The organism is Bacillus sp. FJAT-27001, from assembly GCF_019039175.1.
GTDB classification, from domain to species: Bacteria; Bacillota; Bacilli; order Bacillales; family Bacillaceae; genus Bacillus; species Bacillus velezensis.
In genome coordinates this window covers 724,177-748,154 of record NZ_JAHOAA010000002.1, presented here as the reverse complement: position 1 = coordinate 748,154, position 23,978 = coordinate 724,177, and the positions used below count along the sequence as shown (strand labels likewise).

Sequence of the window (23,978 nt, the reverse complement as noted above, 5' to 3'; positions counted from 1 at the left end):
CTCTTTTTTCATCACTTTATTATACCCGTTCTACTCTAACGGGGTCAATGCAAGTGAAAAGCGGCTTTAAAAGCCGCTTTTTCAGAATCAGCTGTGTTTTTCCGTGAAGCGGCGGATTCTTTCGACCGCTTCTTCTAAAAGATTGAGTGACGTTGCGTAAGATAAACGGACGTTGTCCGGTGAGCCGAAGCCTGAGCCCGGCACGACGGCGACTTTTTCTTCTTCCAGAAGCGCCTTGACGTATTCATCGACATCTTTGAATCCGCAGTTTTCTGCGGCCGCTTTGGCGTTAGGAAACAAGTAAAACGCCCCTTCAGGCTTGACACAGGTGAATCCGGGAATTTCACTGAGCTGAGCGTAAATGGTGTTCAGTCTGTGCTCAAATGCCTGTCTCATCTCTTCCAGCGGCTCAGCCGGCCCGTTATAGGCCGCAATGGCGCCGTATTGAGCGATGGACGTCGGATTTGATGTGCTGTGGCTCGCAAGGCTCGTCATCGCTTTAATAATCGTCTCCGAACCCGCCGCATAGCCGATCCTCCAGCCCGTCATGCTGTGAGATTTCGACACGCCGTTAATGATGATCGTCTGCTCTTTCAATTTATCTGAAAGCTGTGCGATTGAGACGTGTTTTTTTCCTCCGTATGTAAGCTTCTCATAAATCTCGTCGGAAACGATCAGAATGCCATGCTCCAGACACACTTTTCCGAGTTCCGCAAGCTCTTCTTTCGTATACATAACACCTGTCGGGTTGCTCGGTGAATTGATAATGAGCGCTTTTGTTTTCTCGGTGATAGCCTGCTTCAGCTGCTCCGGTGAAATTTTAAACTGATTGGATTCCAGCCCTTCTGCATAGACGGGACGCCCCCCTGCCAGTTTCACCTGCTCAGGGTAGCTGACCCAGTAAGGAGTCGGTATAATCACTTCGTCCCCTTCATCGAGAATAACCTGAAATAATGTATACAGAGCGTGTTTCGCTCCGGTGCAGACAATGATTTCTGACGGCTTATATTCAATCCCCTGGTCGTTTTTGAATTTTTTTGCGATACTGTCTTTCAGCGCCGGCAGACCGCCTGAAGGCGTATATTTCGTATGGCCTTCATTCATGGAACGCACCGCGGCATCTATAATGTGCTGAGGCGTATTAAAATCCGGTTCTCCTGCTCCGAGGCCGATGACATCATGGCCTTCTGCTTTCAGCTCTTTCGCTTTTGCAGTAATTGCAAGTGTTGCAGACGGTGTTAATGCGGATACTCTTTTTGCCAATTTCAATTTGAACTCCCCCTAATACGTCTCACGGTGTGATGTTTTTGAGAATCTTGCCGCTTGTAAAATCCACATAACTAAAGCTATACTGCCCGCTTTTGTTGATATAGGTCACTTCCCATAACGGAACATTGTTTTCTCTCGCCGGGTGAACGCCATTCAGCTTGGAAACAAGCCCTTCGTCCCGAACGATCTTGGCAGCCTTGCCGCTTGAAATGCCGTCACTGGCTTTTTTTGAGAGAATTTTTGCTTTTTTGTCGGCCGGAACCCATACATACATATCTTTTCCATGTTTATCCGTTCCGGTAACAACATAATATTTCTGTTTGCCGACAAAGGTCTCCACTTTCTCAGCATCTGTCAGATCCGTTTTTTCTTTAGCGGCTGCGGCAGCTGTTTCGTGGCCTTCTTCTTTTTGGGCCATTGCAGATTTAAAAATGCTGGCCGAAAATAAAAGAACTGCTAAAAAAATAATACCAAATACGGCTGTAAATATTAATGCTTTTTTTCTCATCTTTTTCACCTATGTGCGATAAATGGTGAAGACCGCTTCATTTTGATTTTCTTCGTCGAGCGCAAGCCCGAACATCAGATTGTCCCGTTTCAAAGTCCGGTTTAATGTATCGACGATTTTATATAAATCATCTGAATGCTCCACATTAATCGTTGACAGAATTTCAATTTTGCTTTCCATTTTTATACCCTCCATCGGTCGAACAAATTTTGTTAGTCATAACGGGATGCGCCCGCGGCATAATAAAATCACAAGGCGGCATGAACCCGCTTTTACTATAAAAACAATTCCTCATCCCACACCACGAAAGCCGCGATTATGCGGCTTTTATTCCGTTTGGCTGACATAAGCCCCGAGTTCGGCATCCGTCAGCTCCAAAAGGGATGAAGTCGGGAGCGCTTCAAGAAACAGCCGTCCGTATCCCGCCGTCTTTACACGCTGATCTAAAAGAACGATTGTTCCCTTGTCTCCCGCCGTACGGAGCAGGCGCCCGATCCCCTGTCTGAACGTTAACACAGCCTCAGGCAGGGAAATCGTTTGAAACGGATTTTTTCCCTGCTTCTTGGCAAATTCGCATTTTGCGGCATGAAGCGGATTGTCAGGCGCCCTGAAAGGAAGTCTTGCGATCATGACGGTTGACAATTCATCCCCCGGAAAATCAACGCCTTCCCAGAAATGATTCGTCCCAAGCAAAATTGCCCGGCTTGCCGTTTTAAAGGTTTTCATTAATTTACCGGGACTCCCGCCCGAAATACCTTGGGCGAGAAGCTGAATGCCTGATATCTCCATACTGAGTTTCAGTTCCTGATACACTTTTTTCAGCATATCATGAGACGTAAACAGGACAAGGATCTTCGGCTGTTTTCCCTTTGACATGATTTCTGCATACTTGGCAATATGCTCAATGACTTCCCGCTCTCCGTCATATTTAACGGATTTCATCTCTTTCGGAATGATGACGTTCATCTGATCATCGTAAGAAAAAGGAGACGGGATGCTTTTGGTGCGCGGATAAAAATCCGCAAGTCCGAGCCTTTCAATCATAAATTGAAAAGAATGCTCCACCATTAAGGTCGCTGATGTGAGCACAACGCTTTTTTTGCGGGCGAAAAACTGGTCTGCCAGCATTTCACCGGGCTCCAAAGGCTGCGCATAGATACTGACGGCATTTTTTGCGCCCTTCGCGTCAATTTCAACCCAAACGGCTTCTTTCTCATCATTTTCAAACAGCAGCCTGCTGAACGTATCGCGATATTCTTTCAGCCCCCTGATACACTTTACATATTCGGCCGCTAAAAAAGCCGCTCCGCTTTTCATCTGATCAAGCTTTTGATGTAACAGTTTCTCCTGTACTGAAAACATGTCAAGCAGCTGATCCAGCATCGCACAAAGCCGCTCGGCTCCGTCCGTTATCATGTGAAACCCTTTATCCTGGCTTTTATGATTGAGACTATAAACGAGACGGTTCAGATCGTCTTTAGGTTTTCTTCGTTTGACAAAAGAATGCACTGAACTGAAAAATGCGTCGCTTTCCGATTGAATATGCTTCATCCACTCATCGGCGTCAAAAAAACTTTCCGCCGGCAGTTCATACGTATAAAACAGTTTTCTCATCCGCTTTAACAGTCCGTGTTCCTTTAAGGTTCCGATTCGGCTGAGCTTTGTGTGCAGTCCGATGTATGAAGCTCTCTTCCCCAGGTGCTCGCTGGCAGCGCGTTCGAAATGATGCGCTTCATCAATGATGATCGTTCCGCTTGCAGGCAGTTTTTTCGTTTCACTGCTTTGATCTGAAAACAGCAAAGCATGGTTTGTGATAATCAGATCTGCGGCCTGCGCCTTTTCTTTAGCCCGTTCATAAAACTCGGCAGCCGAGTCCTTCCCTTTTTTCAAAAAAGAATTCTCATCGTAAGCCATGCGCTCCCACAGCAATCTGCCGCCTGATGGAAGATTCAGCTCAGCGGCGTCGCCCGTTTCAGTCTCCGTCAGCCAGACGAGAAGCTGCGCTTTCGTCAAAACCGCATCATAGTTGTCATCTTCCTCATGCAGAATATGTTCAAACTTAGGCAGGCACAGATAATGTGATTTCCCTTTTAAAATAGCGGCTTTGACCGGCCAAGGAAACATACGCTCCAAAAGCGGAAGATCTTTAGACATGATCTGCTGCTGCAAAAGAGTAGAGTACGTGCTGATAATCACGGGAGTTTGCTCCGCTTTGGCAAATAAAACAGCCGGAACGAGATAACCGATCGTTTTTCCGATGCCGGGTGCCGCTTCAATCAGCGCATGCTCCCGATTGCGGAAGGCGCCAAGCACTTCATCCATCATCGAAAGCTGCCCTTTCCGCTTTTCATAGCGGGGGATGATGCCGGATAAGATCCGTTCTTTTTCTTCGTTCCACTTTTCAAGGTCAATGGCCGCATTCACCGGACGGGAAACCGGAATGTGATCGGGCTCTTTAATTGAAAAAGAGGCGTATGGAATGCAGCTCTTTTCTTCCGCCGGCCTGCTTTCATGTATAAAAGAATCCAAAAGCAGCGTCAAATCGCTGATAAAATGCTGTGAAAGCCTTCTAAGCTGCTTTAATGTCGGTAAAGGCAAATGTTTCAGTTTATGTAAAATGTCTAAAAAGACCAGTCCCGTAACCTCCGCATCGCTGTCTGCGCGGTGAGGTCGGTCATGAACAATATTCAGCTCCGCGCACAACTCACCGAGCTTATATCCTTCAAACCCCGGGAAAACAATACGCGAAAGCTCAACCGTATCAAGCACTTCACAATCCGGCAGCTCATAGCCCGCTTCGCTCAGTTCATGCCGGACAAATCCGAGGTCGAAATGAATATTGTGGGCAACAAAATACGCGCCGTCAAGCAGATGAAAAATCTCCTCCGCGACTTCTTCAAACGGCAGTTCATTTTCAACCATTCCGGACGAAATTCCGGTCAGCTGTTCAATAAACGGCGGGATGGCCTGATTCGGATTGATATATTTTGAAAACCGCTCAGTTATTTGTCCATTTTCAATGACAACCGCTGCGATTTGAATGATTTTATCGCCCTTTTTCGGCGAATTTCCTGTTGTTTCGACATCTATGACAACGAACCGTTGTTTGTTCATTAAAATGGACACCTCAATTCTAGCATACGAGAAAAGTGTAACACGTTTTGTTGAGAAATGGAGCGGAAAAACAGCTTTTGCCCCTAAATCTTAAAAGAAAACCCCCATGAAGGGGGCTCTTTTACAAAATCGTGTGTGCCGGCTCCTGACCCAGCATCTGCTCGATTTTATTCTGATCATCCAGAACGGCCACCTTCGGCTGATGGCTTTTTGCTTCCTGATCAGACATCATTTGATAAGAAATAATAATGACTTTATCTCCTTCTTGGACGAGACGGGCAGCTGCTCCGTTTAAACAGATGACGCCGCTCCCCCGCTTACCGGGAATAATATACGTTTCAAGTCTCGCTCCGTTATTATTATTCACAATCTGAACTTTTTCATTAGCGAGCATTCCGACGGCATCTAAAAGATCTTCATCAATCGTAATGCTGCCGACATAGTTTAAATTGGCTTCCGTCACGGTAGCGCGGTGCAGTTTTCCGGCCATCATAGTGCGGTACATATTATGATCTCTCCCATTCATCAATATCAATAATGATATTATCAATCAGTCTGGCTTTAGAAAATTGGACGGCACAGGCCAGAATGACCTTGCCGTTTAATGTTTTAAGCGGAGTCAGCTCCGGATAAGCGTACAGTTCGGCATAATCAATGACGCCGCTTGTGTTTTCGATGATATCGGTGACGGTTTTTATAACGGTTTCCGGATTTCTTTCACCGTCTCTGATCAGTTCGGCACCTTGCTGCAATGCTCTATAGATCATCGGCGCTTCTTTGCGTTCCTGCTCAGTCAGATAGACGTTGCGAGAGCTTTTGGCAAGTCCGTCTTCTTCTCTGACCGTGTCCACTGCAACCAATTCGATATCCATAAAGAAATCCTCAATCAATCCGTCCACAACTGCTGCCTGCTGGGCATCTTTCAGGCCGAAGTAGGCGCGGGTCGGTTTAACGAGATTGAAAAACTTCGTCAGCACAGTGGCCACTCCGTCAAAATGGCCGACGCGGGAGGCGCCGCACAACACGTCAGTTCTCCTTTTCACTTGCACGGCAACATTTTGCTCGCCTTTATACATGTCACTTGGAGACGGCGTAAACAAAACATCTGCCCCCGCCTGTTCTGCAAGCCGGGCATCGCGCTTTAAATCTCGCGGATATGCTTCGTAATCCTCGCCCGGTCCGAATTGAGTCGGATTGACAAAGATGCTCATCACGACAATATCGTTTTCTTTGCTTGCTTTTTCAACCAGCGTCAGATGTCCTTCATGAAGAAAACCCATTGTCGGGACGAATCCGATCGTCCGGCCTTCTGAGCGGTATTGTGCAATCAATTCTTTCAGCTGTTGAGTTTCTGTCAGTTGTTTCATCGCTTACTTTCCTCCGTACAAGCCTTGCAGCACAGTTTGGTTTATCTGAAAGGAATGCTTTTCTTCCGGGAAAACCCGTTCTTTCACATCACGGACGTAATCGCTGAGGGCCGACTCAATCGTGCCGTCGATTTTGGCGTATTGCTTCACGAACTTCGGTGTTCTGTCCACGCCGTGGCCGACGACGTCATGATAGACAAGGACTTGGCCGTCCGCTTTTGAACCGGCTCCGATTCCGATGACGGGAATGGATACTTCTTCTTTTATTTTAGCAGTCAGTTCAGCAGGCACACATTCAAGCACGAGCATCATCGCTCCCGCCTGCTCGCATTTGATGCTGTCTTCAATGAGCTTTTTCGCGCTTTGCTCATCTTTTCCCTGCACTTTATATCCGCCTAATACGCCGACAGACTGCGGTGTGAGGCCTAAATGGCTGACGACGGGAATTCCGCCGAGAGTCAGCGCGCGGATGGATTCGAAAACGCCGTCTCCGCCTTCAAGCTTTAACGCGTCCGCGCCGCTTTCCTGAATAATGGCCGCGGCGTTTTTCAATGTATCCTCTTTTGAAAGGTGGTAAGACATAAACGGCATGTCAGTTACGATAAACGTATTTTTCGCACCGCGTTTTACCGCTTTTGTATGGTGAATCATGTCACTGACCGTTACGCCGACTGTTGAATCGAGTCCGAGCACGACCATTCCGAGCGAATCCCCGACTAAAATCATGTCGACTCCCGCCTGTTCCGCAAGCTTTGCCTGCGGATAATCGTAAGCGGTCAGCATCACGATCGGCTCTCCGTTTTCCTTCATTTTCATGAAATCCAGTTTTGTTTTCATTCTGTTTCTCCTCCTCTAAACGGTGAGGAGATGAGCCGCCAATTCTTCGCAAGCAAAAAAGCCTTCTGTAAAATAAGAAGGATCCCCACTTGTTTAACCTTCGGCGAATGTCATCCCTCTGTCCCAGTCCTTTTTTGGATCAAGGCAGACTTTTCGTAATCTCTGTTCTGCTGATCAGGTGCAGTTCATTATGATACTGCCCATAGGAAGTATACCAAATTCACGAGGCTTGTACCAACTAAGATTAATTGAGCTCAATATCGGCAGAATAGATCTTCTTTATACCGTCTCTCGTTTCCAAGAGAAGAACTCCCTCATCATCAATGCCGAGCGATTTCCCGTAAAACGTCCCTTGCAGCGTTCTCGCTCTGAGCTCGTTCCCCAGTCCGACCGCATAGCTTTCCCATAGCAGCTTGATCGGTGTAAAGCCGTGGTTCAAGTAATCCTGATAGCGTTTTTCAAAAGTCAGCAGAATCTCTTGTATCAGACCCGCTCTGTCAATTTTCTCGCCGGCTTCCATGCTCAGGCTCGTCGCAATGTCCTGAAGCTCGCCGGGAAAATCGGTTTCCTGCTGGTTCACGTTGATCCCGATCCCGAGAATAACCGAACGGACACGGTCTTCTTCTGCCTGCAGCTCAGTTAAAATCCCGACGGCTTTTTTGCCGTGAATCATTAAATCATTCGGCCATTTAATGGCGGGCTGTACTCCTGTAAAGGCCTCGATGGCCTGAACGACCGCAACGGCTGATAACAGGGTGAGTTGCGGCGTTTTTTGCAAAGGAACGTCGGGTCTCAGAATGAGGCTCATCCAAATCCCGTTTCCCTCCTGTGAATGCCACACTCTGGCCATTCTTCCTCTGCCTGCCGTTTGTTTATCGGCGACTACGAGCGTTCCTTCCGGCGCGCCGTCATTGGCAAGTTCATGAGCGGTTTTTTGGGTGGACGGCAGGACGTCCCGGTAATGAAGCTGTTTGCCCAAAACCTCTGTTTTCAGCCCGAAACGGATTTCGGATTCACTGAGTTTCCCCGGTTTTTTAATGAGCCTGTACCCTTTTCGTCTGACCGCCTCAACCTCATAACCCTCTTTGCGGAGCTCCTCTATATGTTTCCAAACGGCGGTTCTCGAGCAGCCGAGCGCGCCACTTATTTTCTGCCCGGAGATAAAGCCGTCACCCGCCTCAGAAAATAAATCAATTAATCGGGTTCTTAATGTTGATCCCATGATGCGAGCCACTCCTTTATATCATGTTTTCGGTTAGGGAGCTTCCCTGCCAATACCGCTTCTTCGATCCGGCGAAGTTCTTCGGCCACCCATTTACCCGCGCGGCGGTTTCTGAGCTCCATCAGATCAGCGCCTGAAATGTCGAGGTCTCGAAGGCTTTTGATCGGCAGCTGCTCATACAGGCTCTGAACCTCTTTCAGCTTTTGTTCATCAATCGTCTTATGCTTTTTCAGCATCCCGATTTTAACGGCTGATAACAGCGCCTCTCCCGCCCGGTACATCGCTTCTGCTTTCAGCTGCGCCGGATAAACGCTTATGATCTGCACCGCTTTTTTTATGACTTTTCCCGGCAGTTTCCATTGTTTTAAAAACGCCTCGGCGCTTTTCGGACAAAGACCGAGAAACAATAACAGCGCTGCCCAGCGTTCTTCGCGTGCATCTAAAGAAGAAAAAGGAAAGCCGCTTGCTTCAAGCATTTGCTGCTCATAACCGGAAAGGCCTGGCAGCTCTTGTATCAAACCTATCTGCACCATCGTTTGAATCGCTTCTTGTGAGGAAGCGCCCTGCAGCAGCTTTTCAAACTCGACGGTCTTTCGTTCTACTGATACATGTGCCAAAAGCTCCCTGTCTTTTATGACGGCCTCTCTTGTTTCTTTTTCTAACAGAAAGCCGAGCTGACTCATAAAGCGGACCGCTCTCATCATCCGCAGAGCGTCTTCCCGAAAACGGTCTTCAGGATTACCCACCGTACGGATCAGCTTTTGTCCGATATCATGTGCGCCTCCGAAATAATCAAGCAGCTCTCCTTCGGCAGACATCGCCATCGCATTAATCGTTAAGTCTCTCCGCTTTAAGTCTTCTGATAAAGAAGTAATGAACCGCACAGCTTCAGGGCGCCGGTAGTCCTTATATTCTGATTCGGCACGAAAAGTGGTGACTTCATAGGTTTCATCTTCCCACAGGACGATGACGGTGCCGTGCTCTTTTCCTACATCGACAGTCCGCTTAAAGAGACGCTCCACCTCATTCGGCGAAGCGCTGGTTGCGATGTCCACATCACCTATTTTTCGTTTCATATAGCTGTCTCTGACGGCTCCCCCGACAAAGTACGCCTGATGGCCCGCCTTCATCAGATGATGAAGGATGGGGAGGGCTTTGACAAATTCCTGTTCCATAAGATCACTCCGGTCCTGCCAATTCGTCATAAATCCGTTCATACTGACTGACGATTCTTTGCGAAGAAAAGGCGGTCTCCACCATTTTCAGCGCATGATCAGTCAATCGTTTGCTGAGCTGTTTATCTTCTAAAACGGCAAGCGCTTTTTCAGATGCCGCCTGAATATCGCCGACTTCCACCAGAAAACCGCTTACTTGATCTTTAATCACTTCCGGTATTCCGCCGATATTTGTTCCGATGCACGGCACGCCGCAGGCCATCGCCTCCAGAAGTACGAGTCCGAAACTTTCTTTTTCAGACAGAAGAAGCTTAAGATCGCTAATGGAATACAGCTCTTCCACCCTGTCCTGATTTCCGAGGAGCAGCACTTGATCCTGCAGTCCGTATTTTTCGACAAGCTGCCAAGCGACGCACTTTTCCGGCCCGTCGCCGACAAGCAGGAGCTTCGCCTTTGTTTTGGCTGCGATATTACGGAAAACGTGGATGACATCTTTAACACGTTTTACTTTTCTGAAGTTCGAAACATGGATGACGACCTTTTCATCCGGCAAAATGCCATGTTTCTCTTTTATACTCTCTGTATTTTTCTTAAGATAAACACGTTCATCAATAAAGTTGTAGATGGTCTCAATTTTTTTATCCGGCTTGATTAAGTCATATGTTTCTCCGGCAAGCGCGGTTGATACCGCCGTCACTCTGTCGGACGCTTCGATGGCAAAACGGATTAAATCTTTTAATGACGGATCATATCCTAAAACGGTGATGTCCGTACCGTGAAGCGTCGTCACGATGCCGATGTCGCGCTTGAGCATCTGTTTGGCGAGATAAGCACATACCGCATGCGGCAGCGCATAATGCGCGTGAATGATGTCAAGATTTTCCCTTGCGGCAACCTCGGCGATTTTGCTCGCCAGCGTAAGGTCATAAGGCGGATATTTAAATACCGCGTATTGGTTGACTTCCACCTCATGAAAATGAATATTCGGATGATATGTATTTAATCTGAACGGGATGCTTGATGTGATGAAATGAACCTGGTGCCCTTTTTCCGCAAGCAGCTTGCCGAGTTCCGTCGCAATAATACCCGAGCCTCCGACACTCGGGTAGCATGTAATCCCTATTTTTAATGGTCTCATTGTCCGCCCCCAAAAACATCATCATTCAAAACGGGAAGCTGTTTTGAAAAGAAGCCTTCGGCATACCCCGTCCCGGCTTCTTTGCCATACAGTCTTTCCCGCGCTTCCACCATTTCGATATAACCGTTGGTCAGCGGTGTGTTCACTGACTGCGCCGTAGGAATAAACTGGCTTTGATAGGCGTGCAGGCTTTCTTTTTTCAGATCGATGGTTTCCGTTATGTCGATTACAAAGTCCGGACGGTGAAACCCGTTGATCATATAATAGTATACGCGCTGAGCCTTATGAGCCGGCAGTTCTTGGTGATCTCTGTAGTTATGAATCCCCGCCGAGAACACCGCTTCTTCGACCAAAGCCGCCGCATTGCCGTGGTCAGGATGGCGGTCTTTCGGATAAGGCATGAAAACGGTTTTCGGCCGGCAGGCTCTGATGACACTGACAATCCGGCGGATGCCGTCCTCACTTTTCAAAAGCCCGCGGTCGGGAAGCGTAAGCTGGATTCTCTCTTTTACGCCGAGAATCCGTGCCGCCTCTGCCGCTTCTTCTTTTCTTATCCTTACCGTTCCGTTGGATGATAGTTCGGCCTCGGTCAAATCGCATATCACCGCGGTTTTTCCTTGAGCCGTAAATTTTGCGATCGTGCCGCCCATACCGATCTCGACATCATCACTATGGGCGCCGAACGCCAGAATATCAACGTGTTCAGACATTCGGCTCTCCTCCGCGCACAAGATTGCGGAAATCAAATGCCCCGCCGTCCAGCGTCCGGACGAGGATTTCCGCTGTCCCCATATTTGTGGCGAGCGGGATCGCGTATACGTCACACAGCCGGATCAGCGCCGAGACATCCGGTTCATGAGGCTGCGCAGTTAACGGATCGCGCAGAAAAATGACGAGATCCAGGGCATTTGCCGCAATCAATGCGCCGATTTGCTGATCTCCGCCGAGCGGGCCGGATTGAAAACGTTCAACGGACAATCCGGTCGCTTCCTGGATTTTCAGGCCTGTCGTACCTGTCGCGTATAACTCATGATGGCTCAGTATATCTTTATATGCGGTCGTAAACTGAACCATATCCTGCTTTTTCTTATCGTGAGCAATCAAAGCGATTTTCATTTGATGTTCTCCCCCTTGCCGATTCAGTCGATAATATTTTCGAGTCCGTATACAAGCTGGTCGATTTTCATCACTTGCTCCACTGACAGCTTCACTCCTGACATAAAGGAAGCCCGGTTATAGGAGTCATGGCGCAGTTTCAGCGTCTGGCCGTCCATGCCGAACATGACTTCCTGGTGGGCGATAAGGCCCGGCAGACGCACGCTGTGAAGGCGGATGCCGTTTAATTCAGCACCGCGGGCGCCCGGCAGAATTTCTTTTTCATCAGGATGGCCCTGCTGCTTTTCTGTACGGACGCTTGAGATCATTTCCGCTGTTTTCAGCGCCGTTCCGCTCGGGGCATCCAGCTTTTGATCATGATGAAGCTCAATGATTTCTACATCTTCAAAATAGTTGGCGGCCATTTGTGAGAACTTCATCATCAGCACCGCGCCCAATGCAAAGTTCGGAGCGATGATGGCGCCGATTCCTTTTTCTTCAGTCAAGGCTTGAAGCTCCTCTAAATCCGCTTCAGAAAATCCGGTCGTTCCCACAACGGGGCGGACGCCGTGTTCAAGAGCGGCTTTCGTATGTTTTTTGCCGATTTCAGGCGTTGTCAAATCGATCAGCACATCCGGTTTTGTTTCTTGGAAACATGCGCGGATATCCGTATAAATAAGAGCGTCTGAATCAGCTGACATCACTTCCCGCAATGTTTGCTGATCGTATGTATGGTCAATGGCGCCGACAAGCTCAAAATGAGGCGTGCGGACGGCAAGTTTTACGGCCTCCTGGCCCATTCTGCCTCTCGGTCCGGCAATGACGACTTTAATGGTTTCATTTGACATGGTTTCTCCTACTTTCCTTCTTCTTTTCTAGTCCAGCGGTCTTTATCACGTGTATTAAATTTATGCATGACGCGGTTATGAGCTTCCTCCAATGAAATATCAAGGGAGTTGGCGAGGCAGATCAGGACGAACAGCACATCGCCCATTTCCTCTTCCATGCTTTTCTCATTTTCCGTCGTTTTCTTCGGCTTTTCCCCATAATAATGGTTGACTTCTCTTGCAAGTTCGCCCAGTTCTTCCGTGAGACGGGCCATCATGGCAAGCGGGCTGAAATAGCCTTCTTTGAATTGGCCGATATATTCATCGACCTCAGCTTGTAAGTCTTTCATCGTTTTGTCACTCACTGTGCGAATACCTCCTGTCATCTCTTCCATGTTAGCTAATTCAAGTACATTTGACAAATGTTAAAAACGGCAGTTTGCTGTTTTCTTTTGTATCCACTATAATATTTACGCAATCTTATGGAAGGAAAAGGGGTTTGATGCAATGCTTGGAGAAATCAGAATCAAAAACATTTGCTTTATTTTAATCGGCGCCGCTGTTTTTTCATTCGGACTGGTTCACTTTAATATGCAGAACAATTTGGCGGAAGGCGGATTTACCGGCATTACGCTGCTTTTATATGCGTTATTCCACATCAGCCCTTCTATTTCCAACCTGATATTGAACATTCCTATCTTTTTCATCGGCTGGCGTATGCTCGGCCGGACGATGTTTGTCTATACCCTGATCGGCACCGTCTCTCTTTCTGTTTTTCTGAGTGTTTTTCAGCGTTACGAAATTCATATGCCGCTGTCGCATGATTTAGCGCTGGCCGCCTTATTCGCCGGTGTATTTATCGGCGCGGGTCTCGGCATTATTTTTAAATACGGCGGCACGACGGGCGGGGTTGATATCATCGCCAGACTGATCAACAAATTTTTCGGAATCCCGATGGGCCGGACGATGTTTGCCTTTGACGCCTGTGTCATTCTGCTTTCTTTGTTTACGTATCTTTCTTACAAGGAAGCGATGTACACGCTTGTAGCCGTTTTTGTCGCTGCGAGATTGATTGATTTTATCCAGGAAGGCGGCTATGCCGCAAAAGGGGCAACGATTATTTCTTCGAAAAACGATTTGATCCAGCAAAAAATCATTGAAGAGATGGAGCGCGGCGTCACCGTTTTAAAAGGACAGGGATCATATACAAAAGAAGACAGGGACGTTCTTTACTGCGTCGTTCCGAAAAACGAAATTGTGCTTTTGAAAAGCGTCATCACTTCCGTTGACCCGCACGCCTTTGTTGCAGTAAGCGACGTCCATGATGTGCTCGGCGAAGGATTTACGCTTGATGAAAATAAAAATCCGATCAGACGATAATAAAAAGGCGGCTTTTGCCGCCTTTACTGTTTGTGTTTCCATTTAACAACCGGTGATTTTTTCTTTTTCAATCGGCGGACGAATGCCGGACTGACATTGAGCGTCTGCTCGACGAAGCGCTGCGGCGTCAGTGCCAGCCATTCGTTTAAAGAGACATCTTCAAAACGGTCGCTTTGGAAAATTTCCAGAAAGCGAAGTACGGTGTCACCGGTATTCTGAACATAATGTCCCATTGCAAAAGGAACATATCCTACGTCACCTGCTTGATAGTTAAATGTCCGCGCTCTTCCCTCCGCCGCAAACACCGTCATTTTCGCTTCTCCTGAAAGATAATACTGCCACTCGTCCGTATTCGGATGCCAATGCAATTCTCTCATGCCTCCGGGTTCGACTTCCACGAGAGCTGCGGCAATCGTTTTTGACACCTTAAACGTTTTTGAATCGACAATCTTTACTCTTCCCCCGCTGGTAACAAGAGGCTCCTGCCGGGAAAGCTTGTAGCTGAACGGCTCCAAAACGGTGCCTTCCGGGGAAGAAACTGCTGCCTTTTCAATAGGGGGAGGCGGTTCCAGCTGGAACATGTAACGCTCTTTTTTATGGATGTAAGCCAAATCATATCCGGGAACACCGAAGTTCGCCTCCAGCACGCTGCGCGGGGTATGGGCAAACCAGTCCGTTACTGAAAAGGTGCTGTTTTCTGAAAAAGAGCCGTCATCAAAGACGAGCAAAAACTCACTGCCCTGCTCTAATCCTTGAATGGAATGAGGAATGCCGGAAGGAAAATACCACAGATCCCCTTCACTTACGTTGTCAATAAAATTCCTCCCATTTTGATCGACCGCAGTTAAACGGACTCCTCCGTTAATCACATATCCCCATTCGGCTTCTTTATGCCAATGAAGCTCCCGCACAGCTCCCGGCTTCAGTCTCATGTTCACCGCCGCGATGTTTTTGGATACCGGCAGTTCCCTGACCGTCACCTCTCTGGACCATCCGCCGTCTTCAAGCCTCATATGCGTATCAGAAAATGAGAATTTCAAGTTTTGAACCGTTCCTGCATCCGTTGAAGGCGGAACGAGCATGTCAGGATTCTGGAAGTCACGCGCGAGGTTTCGCGGTCCTTCGTCAGTCGCCCCTTTTCTGCCTCTGATCGGCTGCGGGAGGTGTTTTGAAGCCAATTGCTGGATGAGTTTTTTCACTGGCTTAGCTCCTTTACAGCAATTTGTGTTTATTTAGACTTAGGATACTCACGCTTTTTCTCTTTCTTTTTTTCCGCTCTGTATTTTCGGTAGCCGACATATGTCAGCGCAGTAATAATGATACCGCCTGTTGTCAGAATGACCCAGAGCAGCGAAGGGTCAGCGTCATCCCGCTCCACCTTGTCAAAAACCCGCTTTAAATCCTGTTGCAGGAGCGTCAGACGCTCAAGCTTTGTTCCTTTTGTCATCTGCTGAAACCCGTCCTGCTCAATCACCTCGATATGTTTCGCCACCGTATCAAGCTGGCCGGCCGACACATCCATTGTCAGGCTGGGATAAATTAAATCATATAATGATATAAATTCATTCCACTTTTCATTGAAATTTTCACTTCCGTTTCCGCTGACATCTTCTTTTAAGGCGCTGAATGTCGCCATAATCGGTCTTTCAAGCGAACCCCACAGCGGATCGGAGTGGTCTTCCATCGCATCCATTACCAACCTGAACTGGGCGGCTGCCCGGATTTTTTCGGTATCTGAGGCGGCTGCCTGTTTCAGAACGCGCACTAAATCATTGAAACCCAGAGTCACCTGCCTGACTTCGGCGCCGCTCAGTGAGTTTACGTGTGTCATTTTTTTCTTAAAGTAGCCAAGCACTTGCAGAGCCTCATCATACTGCGAATGCCGCGTCATTTGGAAAACGGTATCCGAAAGGTCGTTCAGTTCCTTGAGACCGCCCTCATCTTCAGCTTTGGCAGTTGTGATGAAACACATAAGAGCAAGTAAAAGACAGATCGTCAGCTTTCGTTTCATAGAGGTCCCTCCCACTCCTTCTCTTTACAGAATATGAGGAGCGGGACAAGGTTAGACCAAGATTCTATCAGTGTAAGTCAAGCTTTATCCGTCTTTTAGAAATCACCAAATAGTATGCAAGGCCGAGTGAAAATATGCTCAGCCAGAATGTAGCATAGCCGATCTCTTGCATATAGTCATTGAGCATTGAGTAGCGGGGCATCATGCCGAAAAGATAATCAATGACATCATTATGAAGCGTCCAAACAGCGGCAACGGCAAGATGCCATAACCGGAACCGAAAATACGGGCTGTATAAAACGCCTTGAACGGCCATGGCAAAATGTGAAGCAATCAGCATGTACCCTTCCAAAGGCATCTGCCCCATTTTGACCAGCACAAAGACATTCATTCCGACCGCCCACAGCCCGTATTTTACAAGGGTTACAAGAGCCAGCGCTTCAAACAGCGGCGCGTTTCTTCCCATGAGAAATGCCAGAAGCACGAACAGGAAGAAAAACGTCGCCGTCGGGCTGTCAGGCACAAATATCAGAAATCGGAACGGCGTGTCCGCAAGCTGAGGCACATACCAATAATAGCCGTACACCGTACCGATAAAATTAACGGCAAGAACAAGCAGAAGCATGCCGCGCAACCCTAAAAGATAAGAAATCCACCTCATACCATCAACTCTCAGTCCGTAAAAAGTATGTATCATGCAAAAAAAGCTGACATCCGGTCAGCTCTTTTCATAAAAGTATATCCTGCTATTGTCTACTTCACAATACGTTATTTCGCTGTCGTTTCAGAAATGAACTTCGCCAGCTGATCAAGCTGTTTGTCATTCCCTTTAAAAATACCGGCTGGCATCTGCCCTTTCCCTTTAACGGCGATTTTTTTAATTTCTTCCGGGCTCAGCCCGTTATCGACCAGGGACGGACCGGCGCTTCCGCCTTGAAGATTATCCCCGTGACAGGAAATACAGCCTTGTTCTTTAAATACCTTATAACCGTCTGATTCAGTATCAATGGCGGCTTCTTTTTTGATTTTCCCTTGCTCCTCCGCCTTCGCCCAGTCATGCGTCGCGACTGACTGCCACGTTAAAAAGACCGTAGCGCAAAGCGCCAAAAGCATCATGCCGACCGCAACCGGACGCTTCCACGGCCTTCTTTCAGACCCCCTGTCGAGAAACGGAGCCAAAAGCAGCGACCCGAAGGCAAGACCCGGTATAATCATCGCGCCGATAACGGTGTAGCTCCCTGCGGCATATTCATATTTTAATAGCTGGTATAAAAATAGAAAATACCAATCCGGCAGCGGAATATACCCTGTATCCGTCGGGTCCGCCACCCGTTCCAAAGGCGGCTCGTGCACAATCGTTAAAACGAGAAATCCGACGAGGAAAACGGCCCCGACCATCCATTCTTTCAGCAGGAAGTTCGGCCAAAACGCCTCTGTCTTTCCAGGATACTCTGAATAGTCTTTCGGTATATTCGGTTTTTTTTCAGCCGGTATCCTTGAATCTCCTACAAACTTCATTCCTTTCCCCCGGTGCATGTCATCCCCTCCCTTTTATATCAGATTTGTATTAAAGCGGTCCTGAAATTCCCTGCTTGCGGATCATGACAAAGTGGGCGCCCATGAGCGCAAACAAAGCGGCAGGGAGAAAAAATACGTGAATCGCAAAAAATCTCGTCAGCGTTTGGGCGCCGACAATATCGTGGTGGCCGGCAAGAAGAGTTTTCACCTGCGCTCCGATCAATGGCGTCGCCTCCGCAATCTGAAGACCTACCTTTGTCGCAAACAGCGCCTTCATATCCCATGGGAGCAGATACCCTGTAAAACCGAGACCGAGCATCACAAAAAAGATCAGAACACCGACGATCCAGTTCAATTCCCGAGGCTTTTTATAAGCTCCCTGAAAGAAAACCCGCAGCGTATGTAAAAACATCATCACAATGACTAAACTTGCACCCCAATGGTGCATACCCCTTACAATCTGCCCGAAAGCGACTTCATTCTGCAAATAATACACAGATTCCCACGCGTTTTTTATATCCGGCACATAATACATCGTTAAAAACATCCCGGACAACACTTGGATAACGGTTACAAAAAACGTCAAACCGCCGAAACAATAGACAAAAGCCGAGAAATGGTGAGCGGGATTTACATGTTCCGGCACTTCATGGTCGGCGATATCCCGCCACATCGGCGTAATATCGAGACGTTCATCCACCCAGTCATAAATTTTGTTCAGCATGTCACCCTTCCCCCCTAGGCTTTGCTTTTCCAAGATACAAAAAGCCATCCTTTACTTTTTGCTCATAACGGTCAAGAGGCGCGAGCGGCGGCGTGCCCGGAACGTTCGTGCCGTCTTTTTCATACAGCCCGTAATGGCAGGGACAAAAGAACTTGTTCGGATTTTTAGGATCATTGTTCCAGTTTACGGTGCAGCCCAAATGCTTACAGATCGGAGAAAGCGCTATAATTTCATCCCCATGCTTGTAAATCCAGGCTGACCTGGATTCTTCCGATTCGTACCAGGCGTCGACTTGATGAATTTTAAAGTCAAACCGCTTCGGCTCCTTCGTCAGCTCATCCACACTGACAACCTGCACCATTTTTTGATCTCCTGTCGGTTTTAATACCGGGTCCAGCGCAAAACGGACCATAGGCATAAGCGCACTGGCGGCCATAAAACCCCCCACGCCGGTGAGCGCATAGTTTAAAAATTGTCTTCTTGATATATCTTGTTTTCCGCCCATCTCTTCCCCCCCTAAAGATTGACCAAAAATTAACTAAAATAGAAAATAATTCTGAGATTTGACACCCTCATAATATATGAATCTTTCAGCAAGGTCAACAGAGGCAAAACGGGTGTTTTGCGGGATGCCTGGTGTTTTTAAGAATTGTTCCACTTCTGTAACAAAACGTTCAAAATTTCTCCGCACTTGTCATCCGCTATTTTTCTCTTTAAAGAGTCTTTCATATGTTCAAACGGAACGGCAGGTATGTATATGACATCAGACCCTATTTCAGAATCCTTCCATTTTTCGTCTGCCGTCAGGAACAAGGCGTGCCGAAAGTTGGTCATCACCTCTTCTTTGAGTTTTTGAAGCAGAGCGATTTGTGATTGGTCTATATCAACATATGTATAAGAGGGGAATAAATATACCCGTCCCTTCAATTGGCGCTCAAGCTCTTCAGAAAGCAATTGGGTGCTTTCCCCCTGTTCAACGGCCTCTTTTAAGCCTCCTGAAGATGTTATGGAAATTAACGGAATGACAGCGGTATCAATGTAATCCGCAGATTGTAAATAGGCATCGGCATCAGCGGCCCTCCATCTCATGTCTCGTTCCTCCTCTTTACGCAACAAGCCTTGCATATTCTGCAAGGCTGTCATTTATGTGAGCTGATTCAATTGGCGGGAAAGCTTTTCAAATGTTTCTTTGTCGTGGCGATCCAGCGCCTCGTCGATATCTTTAAGCAGCTTTTCCCGCTGGAAAGTGGAAATGGCGTGTTCTAATATTTTTTCGGCCATCCCCTGATCCTGTTTATTTTCAAACAGGTCTTTCGGCAGATGCGGATTTGATTCAAGAACAGCGGCATATTCCGGTGAGCTGTAGGCCGAACGGAAATTCAGCTGGATAAATAAATCCTGCTGTTTATTTAACCGGATGTCGTGAAAAGATTTTTCCGCGTCCGTAGTCATGACATTTTCTTTGTAAAACCTAAACGGCACCTCATCAACGCAATGAGTAGACATGATAATGCCTCGCGGGCAAAATTCAGCTTGTTCTACAAAATGGACTTTTTCCATTAATGAATCATGACTCATTAAATAATTTAAAATCCAGACGCACTCCCGGCGTTTAAGCTGATAATGATTTAAAAACCAACGGATAAAATCCTTTTTTTCATTGACAGAAACAGGGGTCTGCATGTAATTCCCTCCTCTATCGATCGTATAATCTGACATCACTTATACATTCAGCAAGCATGGTTCAAAATCCTGCTTATCTTAAAAATTCATCCTCTATCCGTAAGATTGTTTCTTCAAGCTCTTCGTTTGTTCCATCCATTGAAAGCACTTGTTTTAAAAGCGGCAGCGCTTCTTTCTGGAGACCCTCTTCCAATAAGAAGTGAGCGTATTCATATAAGAAATCCCGATCATCCTGATAATGGAGATACGCAGCTTCGAAGCTTTTTTTCGCTTCAGCGTATTGCTCAAGGCCTGTATAAGCACCCGCCAAATACCAATTGTATTTCGGATCTTCTTCTCCGTAGCCGCGGACTTCCTGAATCAGATCAATAATCTCTTCAAAGCTTTCTTCTTTATGATAGACGGCTAAAAGCGTATGGAGCGCTTCCACGTAACCCGGATCGAGCGCCAGCGCTTCCTGAAGAAGCTTTTTGCCTTCTTCTGCGTTGCCGAGCTTTAACGCCATTTTCGCCGCATAGAGAAAAAGCTCTTTATTGTATTCATCGTAAGTAATACCTTCTTTAGCGGTTTTTAATGCATCTTCATACATGCCTTCTGCCTCGTAGCTTTTTGCAAGCGGCATATAAAGCGATGAATAGGAAGGATCAAGCCCTTTTAAATCAGACAGCTGCTTGATGGCTGTTTTGACCATTCCCGCCTGATAGGCTGTGAACCCGTACCCGAAAATCGTATTCGGTTCTGTATGTTCTGCCGCCGCTTTTTCATACCATGAAATCGCTTCCTCAAATTCACCCGCCGCGCTCAATGACTCAGCCAGCCTCTGATGAACATTTACGCCGCCGATTTCGTGCCGTTCTTTTGCCGTCTCTTCATAGTAAGGAACGGCTTTTGCGTATGATCCCTGAGTAAAGTATAATTCCCCCAGAGCGAAATCAATAACAGGTTCATCTTGTAACATCGCTTTCGCCTGTAACAGCTTTTGCTCACTTACTTCAAATAAGCCCTGCATCTGATACAGATCAGCCATTAAAAGAAGGCTTTCCGCGTAAGACGGGTCTTCCGGAGAAATTGTCTCCAGCACCTCAAGAGCTTTTTCTTCTTCATCAATATCTATTAACAATTCGGCGTAAAAATTCGTCAGCTCAGACTCATCCGGATAAAGGTCATGCAGATCACTGATCAGCGCTAACGCTTTTTCGGCGTTTCCCCATTCATAGTAGAGCTGGGCTGCAATGGCTTTGTCTTCGTCATGAAGCTGCGTTTCAGCTTTTGAAAGCGCTTCGAGTCCCTTTTCGGTTTCACCTGCTTCAACTAATTTTATGGCTTCTTGGATCAATGTATTCAAATCAGACCGGTCCTTTCTTTTCCTATACCTCATCAACCAATGAAAAGGGTTTTTATTCGGGTTATTCTTATCATAATTCAGACAGGTCCTGCCCGCAAATAAGATGCTTTACCCGGCATTATAGTTTATCAGAAAATGATTAAGAGGAAAACGGCAAAAAAGGGGACGGCATCTTTATACGCAAACAGCGCAATTTGTTCCGGCTGTCTCTGTAACGAAAACGCATTCCCCCTTTCTGTTATTTTCTGTTTAAGACAAGCTATGTCAAAGCCCAAAGTTTTATGACACATGAAGAAAAAAGCCCGAAGAATCGTCTTCAGGCTTTTTTGGCTAATTGATCTAAATGCTCAAAAAATGTCGGATATGAGACATGGATTGCCTCAGTATCACAGATGTCAATCGGCTCTTCTGTCAGGCATGAAGCGACACCGAGCATCATGCCGATGCGGTGGTCACCGTGGCTTGACACATCGGCTCCGCCCGCAAGCGTTTTTTTGCCGTGTATTTTCATGCCGTCTTCAGTCGGTTCAATGTCTGCGCCGATTTTCCGGAGCTCTGATACGACGGTGTCGATCCGGTTCGTTTCCTTCACCTTCAGCTCCGCAGCGTCTTTAATGACAGTTGTGCCTTCAGCCTGCGTTGCCAAAAGGGCGATAATCGGGATCTCGTCAATTAAACGGGGAATGATTTCTCCGCCGATTTCTGCCGCTTTCAGAGCTGAGGTTTCAATAACCAGGTCTCCGTAAGGCTCTGCGCTGTCCGCTTCTGAAGGAATCACTTCAAGTGAAGCTCCCATTTGCTTTAAGACATCAATCATTCCCGTGCGTGTCGGGTTCAGGCCGACGTTTTTCAGCACAATCCGGCTTCCGGGAACGACAGCGCCTGCCGCGAGGAAAAAGGCCGCTGAAGAAATATCGCCGGGCACGAAAATATCAGCCCCCTGAAGCTTCTGACCGCCCGTTACGGAAGCGCTCGTCTCCGTTTCCGCAAGCTCGGCGCCAAAAGCGTTCAGCATCCGTTCCGTATGGTCTCTTGATTTATGAGGCTCAGTGACGGTCGTCGTCCCTTCAGCCTGCAATCCGGCAAGCAGCACGGCGGATTTGATCTGCGCGCTTGCAACAGGGGAGACGTAATCAATGCCTTTCAATTGTCCGCCTCTTACGGATAAAGGCGTAAATCCTCCGTCCGCTCTTCCGTCAATCGCGGCTCCCATCTGTTTTAAAGGCTCCGTCACCCTCTTCATCGGGCGCTTTGCAATACTTTCGTCGCCCGCTACCGTACTGTGAAATGGGCGTCCGGCTAAAATGCCGAGCATCAGGCGGATGGTCGTGCCGGAATTTCCGACATCAAGAAGGCTGTCAGGCTCACAAAGTGCGTCAATGCCCTTCCCGTATATCGTTACATCACTTCCGTTTTGTTCAATGGAGACACCCATTTTTCTGAAGCAGGCAATGGTGCTCAGACAATCGGCTCCGGGCAAAAAGTTTTTTACCGTTGTGGTTCCTTCCGCAAGCGCTCCGAACATAACAGAACGGTGGGAGATGGATTTATCCCCCGGAATATGAATTTCACCGTTTAAAGACGTCACTTTTTCTCTTTTCAATGTTTTCCACCTCAGTCAGCGTAAAATGTGTCATATTTGGCGCGGGATTGAATGCAGATTTCCGCACGCTTCCGGTCATCATCAGTCTGGAAACTGATTCTGAGAATTCCGTTAATATCTTCTCTTGTTTCGATAATGCGGATGTTGGTGATACTGATTTTTTCTTCTGCCAATATCGCCGTAATTTCCGAAATGACCCCCGGATGATCGGGAACATCGACATAAAGGTCATAAAAGGACGGGATCGCTCCTTTTTGACGGAGCGGCAGACCGTCGCGATAATCTTTCGCTTTTTTAAAATATCCGAACAGGCTGTCCGCATCTTCATTTTCTACATAAGATTCGATCGTGTCAATCTCCCGTTTCCATTCTTTGAAGCGGTCAAGCAGTTTATCTTTGTTATGAAGAAGTATGTCCCTCCACATCGCCGGACTGCTTGAGGCGATCCTGGTGATGTCCCGAAAACCGCCGGCTGCGAAACGTGTCAAAAACGGATAATCTTCTTCAGCATGATGAGCCTGATGTACGAGGCTTGCAGCAACGATATGAGGGAAATGGCTGATGACGCTCGTTACGCCGTCATGCTCCTCGGGGGTCATCTCCACAAAGTGGGCGTTTGCCGCTTTCAAGAGTTCCTTCAGATGCGTTACTGACTCTTTAGAAGTTGATTTTCCGGGTGTTAAAATATAAAACGCATTTTCGAATAAAAATTCTTTCGCGGCAGCGGCCCCGGATTTATGAGATCCCGCCATCGGATGGCCGCCGACAAATTGATAGTGAGCCGGAAGCACTTTGTCGGCGTAGCTGACGACTTTCTGTTTCGTGCTGCCCACATCCGTAATCAGGAGTTCATGGGTGATGTCTGATGCCGCCAGCACATCGAGCATTTTCAGCGTTTGGGCGACAGGCGTGGCTATAATGACAACAGACGCTTGCTGCACACCTTCCGTAAATGAGCCGGCCCGCTCGTCAATAATTCCGAGCTTCAGCGCGGCAGTGAGCTGTTCTTCCGAAATATCCACACCGATAATCCGTTTATGCGGATGCTCCTTTTTGATGGCCAATGCGATCGATCCGCCGATCAGCCCGATCCCCGCAAGCAATATAGTATCCTTCATTTCACTCATTTCCTTTTTCAACTATTTTAATAGAGCAAAGAGGT

Annotated in this window: 26 protein-coding genes; 1 reads left to right on the top strand and 25 read right to left on the bottom strand. The window is 47.5% G+C overall.

What is annotated here, in order from left to right:
* Positions 1-87 precede the first annotated feature (87 nt).
* The 14 genes from BGM27_RS08390 to BGM27_RS08325 form a co-directional block, all read right to left on the bottom strand.
* Positions 88-1,269, bottom strand: a complete 1,182-nt coding sequence (locus tag BGM27_RS08390; protein ID WP_007409484.1) for a pyridoxal phosphate-dependent aminotransferase — start codon at positions 1,267-1,269, stop codon at positions 88-90.
* Positions 1,270-1,291: 22 nt separating this feature from the next.
* On the bottom strand, positions 1,292-1,777 hold the full coding sequence (gene tseB, locus BGM27_RS08385; protein WP_007409483.1) for a cell wall elongation/penicillin-binding protein regulator TseB: 486 nt from the start codon (positions 1,775-1,777) through the stop codon (positions 1,292-1,294).
* Positions 1,778-1,786: 9 nt separating this feature from the next.
* Positions 1,787-1,957: a YpmA family protein gene (locus BGM27_RS08380; protein ID WP_003153512.1), complete on the bottom strand. Its 171-nt coding sequence runs from the start codon at positions 1,955-1,957 to the stop codon at positions 1,787-1,789.
* Positions 1,958-2,104: 147 nt separating this feature from the next.
* A complete protein-coding gene (gene dinG, locus BGM27_RS08375; RefSeq protein ID WP_007409482.1) occupies positions 2,105-4,891 on the bottom strand; it encodes an ATP-dependent DNA helicase DinG in 2,787 nt (928 codons plus the stop codon).
* Positions 4,892-5,012: 121 nt separating this feature from the next.
* Complete coding sequence (gene panD / locus BGM27_RS08370; RefSeq protein WP_003153510.1) at positions 5,013-5,396, bottom strand: aspartate 1-decarboxylase; 384 nt, start codon at positions 5,394-5,396, stop codon at positions 5,013-5,015.
* 1 nt (position 5,397) lies between these two features.
* Positions 5,398-6,258 carry a pantoate--beta-alanine ligase gene (panC, locus tag BGM27_RS08365; RefSeq protein ID WP_007409481.1) on the bottom strand — a complete coding sequence of 287 codons (861 nt, stop codon included), beginning with the start codon at positions 6,256-6,258 and terminating at the stop codon, positions 5,398-5,400.
* Between the two features lie 3 nt (positions 6,259-6,261).
* Entirely contained in the window at positions 6,262-7,095 is an 834-nt protein-coding gene (gene panB / locus BGM27_RS08360) for a 3-methyl-2-oxobutanoate hydroxymethyltransferase (RefSeq protein ID WP_007409480.1), read from the bottom strand.
* Between the two features lie 244 nt (positions 7,096-7,339).
* Positions 7,340-8,317, bottom strand: coding sequence for a bifunctional biotin--[acetyl-CoA-carboxylase] synthetase/biotin operon repressor (locus BGM27_RS08355; RefSeq protein WP_007409479.1), 978 nt, complete (start codon positions 8,315-8,317; stop codon positions 7,340-7,342).
* Positions 8,302-9,492, bottom strand: coding sequence for a CCA tRNA nucleotidyltransferase (locus tag BGM27_RS08350; RefSeq protein ID WP_007409478.1), 1,191 nt, complete (start codon positions 9,490-9,492; stop codon positions 8,302-8,304). The genes BGM27_RS08355 and BGM27_RS08350 overlap by 16 nt, the downstream gene beginning before the upstream one ends.
* Before the next feature lie 4 nt (positions 9,493-9,496).
* Positions 9,497-10,630, bottom strand: a complete 1,134-nt coding sequence (gene bshA / locus BGM27_RS08345; protein WP_007409477.1) for an N-acetyl-alpha-D-glucosaminyl L-malate synthase BshA — start codon at positions 10,628-10,630, stop codon at positions 9,497-9,499.
* Positions 10,627-11,340 carry a bacillithiol biosynthesis deacetylase BshB1 gene (bshB1, locus tag BGM27_RS08340; protein ID WP_007409476.1) on the bottom strand — a complete coding sequence of 238 codons (714 nt, stop codon included), beginning with the start codon at positions 11,338-11,340 and terminating at the stop codon, positions 10,627-10,629. Before bshB1 ends, bshA begins: the two co-directional genes overlap by 4 nt.
* Positions 11,333-11,746: a methylglyoxal synthase gene (mgsA, locus tag BGM27_RS08335; protein ID WP_003153499.1), complete on the bottom strand. Its 414-nt coding sequence runs from the start codon at positions 11,744-11,746 to the stop codon at positions 11,333-11,335. The genes bshB1 and mgsA overlap by 8 nt, the downstream gene beginning before the upstream one ends.
* A gap of 23 nt (positions 11,747-11,769) precedes the next feature.
* A complete protein-coding gene (gene dapB / locus BGM27_RS08330) occupies positions 11,770-12,573 on the bottom strand; it encodes a 4-hydroxy-tetrahydrodipicolinate reductase (protein ID WP_003153497.1) in 804 nt (267 codons plus the stop codon).
* 8 nt (positions 12,574-12,581) lie between these two features.
* Positions 12,582-12,917: a nucleotide pyrophosphohydrolase gene (locus BGM27_RS08325; protein ID WP_003153495.1), complete on the bottom strand. Its 336-nt coding sequence runs from the start codon at positions 12,915-12,917 to the stop codon at positions 12,582-12,584.
* A 142-nt stretch (positions 12,918-13,059) separates the two neighbouring features.
* Between BGM27_RS08325 and BGM27_RS08320 the strand changes: the two genes are divergently transcribed.
* Positions 13,060-13,932 carry a YitT family protein gene (locus BGM27_RS08320; protein ID WP_007409475.1) on the top strand — a complete coding sequence of 291 codons (873 nt, stop codon included), beginning with the start codon at positions 13,060-13,062 and terminating at the stop codon, positions 13,930-13,932.
* 23 nt (positions 13,933-13,955) lie between these two features.
* Here the strand turns inward: BGM27_RS08320 and BGM27_RS08315 are convergent, their stop codons facing one another.
* The 11 genes from BGM27_RS08315 to BGM27_RS08265 all read right to left on the bottom strand — a co-directional run bounded on the left by BGM27_RS08315 (position 13,956) and on the right by BGM27_RS08265 (position 23,943).
* A complete protein-coding gene (locus BGM27_RS08315; protein ID WP_020954209.1) occupies positions 13,956-15,131 on the bottom strand; it encodes an oxalate decarboxylase family bicupin in 1,176 nt (391 codons plus the stop codon).
* 29 nt (positions 15,132-15,160) lie between these two features.
* On the bottom strand, positions 15,161-15,943 hold the full coding sequence (ypjB, locus tag BGM27_RS08310) for a sporulation protein YpjB (protein ID WP_007409473.1): 783 nt from the start codon (positions 15,941-15,943) through the stop codon (positions 15,161-15,163).
* Positions 15,944-16,010: 67 nt separating this feature from the next.
* Positions 16,011-16,604 carry a lipoprotein heptaprenylglyceryl N-acetyltransferase LhaT gene (gene lhaT, locus BGM27_RS08305; protein ID WP_020954210.1) on the bottom strand — a complete coding sequence of 198 codons (594 nt, stop codon included), beginning with the start codon at positions 16,602-16,604 and terminating at the stop codon, positions 16,011-16,013.
* A 107-nt stretch (positions 16,605-16,711) separates the two neighbouring features.
* Positions 16,712-17,479, bottom strand: a complete 768-nt coding sequence (locus tag BGM27_RS08300) for a menaquinol-cytochrome c reductase cytochrome b/c subunit (protein ID WP_007409471.1) — start codon at positions 17,477-17,479, stop codon at positions 16,712-16,714.
* 31 nt (positions 17,480-17,510) lie between these two features.
* Entirely contained in the window at positions 17,511-18,185 is a 675-nt protein-coding gene (gene qcrB, locus BGM27_RS08295) for a menaquinol-cytochrome c reductase cytochrome b subunit (RefSeq protein ID WP_003153485.1), read from the bottom strand.
* Position 18,186: 1 nt separating this feature from the next.
* Positions 18,187-18,690 carry a Rieske (2Fe-2S) protein gene (locus tag BGM27_RS08290; protein WP_020954212.1) on the bottom strand — a complete coding sequence of 168 codons (504 nt, stop codon included), beginning with the start codon at positions 18,688-18,690 and terminating at the stop codon, positions 18,187-18,189.
* Between the two features lie 137 nt (positions 18,691-18,827).
* Positions 18,828-19,274 (bottom strand): YpiF family protein, encoded by a 447-nt coding sequence (locus tag BGM27_RS08285; RefSeq protein WP_003153483.1) that lies wholly within the window; start codon positions 19,272-19,274, stop codon positions 18,828-18,830.
* Positions 19,275-19,328: 54 nt separating this feature from the next.
* On the bottom strand, positions 19,329-19,868 hold the full coding sequence (locus BGM27_RS08280) for a ReoY family proteolytic degradation factor (protein WP_003153482.1): 540 nt from the start codon (positions 19,866-19,868) through the stop codon (positions 19,329-19,331).
* A gap of 73 nt (positions 19,869-19,941) precedes the next feature.
* Positions 19,942-21,213, bottom strand: coding sequence for a tetratricopeptide repeat protein (locus tag BGM27_RS08275; RefSeq protein ID WP_007409469.1), 1,272 nt, complete (start codon positions 21,211-21,213; stop codon positions 19,942-19,944).
* Positions 21,214-21,529: 316 nt separating this feature from the next.
* Entirely contained in the window at positions 21,530-22,816 is a 1,287-nt protein-coding gene (gene aroA / locus BGM27_RS08270) for a 3-phosphoshikimate 1-carboxyvinyltransferase (RefSeq protein WP_007409467.1), read from the bottom strand.
* Between the two features lie 11 nt (positions 22,817-22,827).
* Entirely contained in the window at positions 22,828-23,943 is a 1,116-nt protein-coding gene (locus BGM27_RS08265) for a prephenate dehydrogenase (protein WP_032865269.1), read from the bottom strand.
* Positions 23,944-23,978: the final 35 nt, after the last annotated feature.

Excerpts from the sequence above, each read along its gene's own strand:
- lhaT (WP_020954210.1), bottom strand. The coding sequence starts at position 16,604 with ATGAGGTGGATTTCTTATCTTTTAGGGTTGCGCGGCATGCTTCTGCTT.
- dinG (WP_007409482.1), bottom strand. The coding sequence starts at position 4,891 with ATGAACAAACAACGGTTCGTTGTCATAGATGTCGAAACAACAGGAAAT.
- ypjB (WP_007409473.1), bottom strand. The coding sequence starts at position 15,943 with ATGAAACGAAAGCTGACGATCTGTCTTTTACTTGCTCTTATGTGTTTC.
- panB (WP_007409480.1), bottom strand. The coding sequence starts at position 7,095 with ATGAAAACAAAACTGGATTTCATGAAAATGAAGGAAAACGGAGAGCCG.
- BGM27_RS08355 (WP_007409479.1), bottom strand. The coding sequence starts at position 8,317 with ATGGGATCAACATTAAGAACCCGATTAATTGATTTATTTTCTGAGGCG.
- bshA (WP_007409477.1), bottom strand. The coding sequence starts at position 10,630 with ATGAGACCATTAAAAATAGGGATTACATGCTACCCGAGTGTCGGAGGC.
- tseB (WP_007409483.1), bottom strand. The coding sequence starts at position 1,777 with ATGAGAAAAAAAGCATTAATATTTACAGCCGTATTTGGTATTATTTTT.
- dapB (WP_003153497.1), bottom strand. The coding sequence starts at position 12,573 with ATGTCAAATGAAACCATTAAAGTCGTCATTGCCGGACCGAGAGGCAGA.
- BGM27_RS08320 (WP_007409475.1), top strand. The coding sequence starts at position 13,060 with ATGCTTGGAGAAATCAGAATCAAAAACATTTGCTTTATTTTAATCGGC.
- bshB1 (WP_007409476.1), bottom strand. The coding sequence starts at position 11,340 with ATGTCTGAACACGTTGATATTCTGGCGTTCGGCGCCCATAGTGATGAT.
- BGM27_RS08350 (WP_007409478.1), bottom strand. The coding sequence starts at position 9,492 with ATGGAACAGGAATTTGTCAAAGCCCTCCCCATCCTTCATCATCTGATG.
- panD (WP_003153510.1), bottom strand. The coding sequence starts at position 5,396 with ATGTACCGCACTATGATGGCCGGAAAACTGCACCGCGCTACCGTGACG.
- BGM27_RS08290 (WP_020954212.1), bottom strand. The coding sequence starts at position 18,690 with ATGGGCGGAAAACAAGATATATCAAGAAGACAATTTTTAAACTATGCG.
- qcrB (WP_003153485.1), bottom strand. The coding sequence starts at position 18,185 with ATGCTGAACAAAATTTATGACTGGGTGGATGAACGTCTCGATATTACG.
- mgsA (WP_003153499.1), bottom strand. The coding sequence starts at position 11,746 with ATGAAAATCGCTTTGATTGCTCACGATAAGAAAAAGCAGGATATGGTT.
- BGM27_RS08380 (WP_003153512.1), bottom strand. The coding sequence starts at position 1,957 with ATGGAAAGCAAAATTGAAATTCTGTCAACGATTAATGTGGAGCATTCA.
- panC (WP_007409481.1), bottom strand. The coding sequence starts at position 6,258 with ATGAAACAACTGACAGAAACTCAACAGCTGAAAGAATTGATTGCACAA.
- BGM27_RS08285 (WP_003153483.1), bottom strand. The coding sequence starts at position 19,274 with ATGAGATGGAGGGCCGCTGATGCCGATGCCTATTTACAATCTGCGGAT.
- BGM27_RS08300 (WP_007409471.1), bottom strand. The coding sequence starts at position 17,479 with ATGCACCGGGGGAAAGGAATGAAGTTTGTAGGAGATTCAAGGATACCG.
- BGM27_RS08280 (WP_003153482.1), bottom strand. The coding sequence starts at position 19,868 with ATGCAGACCCCTGTTTCTGTCAATGAAAAAAAGGATTTTATCCGTTGG.
- BGM27_RS08265 (WP_032865269.1), bottom strand. The coding sequence starts at position 23,943 with ATGAGTGAAATGAAGGATACTATATTGCTTGCGGGGATCGGGCTGATC.